Genomic DNA, 1,210 nt, shown 5'->3' on the forward strand with positions numbered 1-1,210 from the left:
GTCTCCAGAAGGTAAAGGTCAGGGTCTTGCGGTTGGGTGCGAGCAACTTGTCTGCTCGGGTATCACTAATGCACGGGCTGTGCCAGTTATATTCACGGTTCCTAAGAAAGCTGGTGGAGGCCTGCTGCACAAGGGTTTCGCGTTGCAGTGCCGGGGTCGCGGTAGCGAACAGCCGCGTGGAAGCGATGAACGACTGACGGCATATGCCCGACAGACCACCGCATGCTGTTGGATGTCGCACGACATGGGCAGTGGCGAACGGACCCGCCCTGACCGGTGGCGTTCAGACTTCGAGAGGATGCGCAAGGTGTCAATCTGGAATCGAAGAAAGCGCGTGAGATTCGCGGCACCGCGCGGTCGGCTGTTATGCCGTCGTAGACGCGGATCGCTTCAACGGTCGCCCGATGCCGTTGCAGACTCGATGACTTCGCGCGAGGAATTTGATGGATTGATTGGCCTGGACGAAGCAGTGGCCGAAGAGGTGTCGTTCAACGTCGTGGCGTCGAAGTGTGAGCGTCAAGCCGACGCCGCTTGAAACGGGTTGCCTGGCAGGAGGCATGCATCGATAAGAACACGAGACGTGGGACATTCAACACGTCAATGAACAGGCCCCCTCCAACAGCGAAGACGTGAAGGAGGCCTGTTTCTAATTGCGGACATCTCGCGCGTCCTATAAGTAGGTTCCGCCAATGCGTCCTTCGAAAATGGCGGTGTTGATTTCAAAATCGTCGACGTGACCGAGCGGGCCACGGTCGACTGTGACGACGACGGAACGGCCGCCGCGCAGCGCCTTCATCTGCCCGGCGGTGAGCGTCATTTCGTCGTGTACGTGATCCGCGGAGCGCGGTAGGTCTTTGATGATGAGCGTGGATTTCATGGCGTTACTCCTGAAGGTGGATAGGCGAGCACGATGCGGTGCTCAGCCTTCGTTCTGCAAGGGTTATGCCAATTTGTGCGCGATGAGCGAGGAAACCGAATGCGAGGCGGCCACACAAGGCCAGCAAGCGATAGACGTCATGCGTTCGCCGAGCATGACGTTCAGTGAGCGCAAGAATCGACGGGACTGTTCGTCGAGGCCCGACCAATCGCGTGCGGAATGTCGGCTCACGCCGCTCCGCCGGCAACAAAAGCAAACGGCACGCGTGGGTGACGCGTGCCGTTGCTGTGACTGTGCGACGCTTGGGCGAGGCGCGCTACGGTTTGCGCTGCA

Annotated in this window: 1 protein-coding gene; it reads right to left on the reverse strand. The window is 59.5% G+C overall.

Going from position 1 to position 1,210, the window contains the following annotated elements; genetic code table 11:
* Nucleotides 1–670: 670 nt before the first annotated feature.
* Nucleotides 671–877: a hypothetical protein gene (locus ACQKRQ_RS41390; protein WP_427483532.1), complete on the reverse strand. Its 207-nt coding sequence runs from the start codon at nt 875–877 to the stop codon at nt 671–673.
* Between the last annotated feature and the right edge of the window lie 333 nt (nt 878–1,210).

Source organism: Paraburkholderia sp. NPDC080076 (assembly GCF_050281145.1).
Lineage (GTDB): Bacteria > Pseudomonadota > Gammaproteobacteria > Burkholderiales > Burkholderiaceae > Paraburkholderia.

Excerpts from the sequence above, each read along its gene's own strand:
- ACQKRQ_RS41390 (WP_427483532.1), bottom strand. The coding sequence starts at position 877 with ATGAAATCCACGCTCATCATCAAAGACCTACCGCGCTCCGCGGATCAC.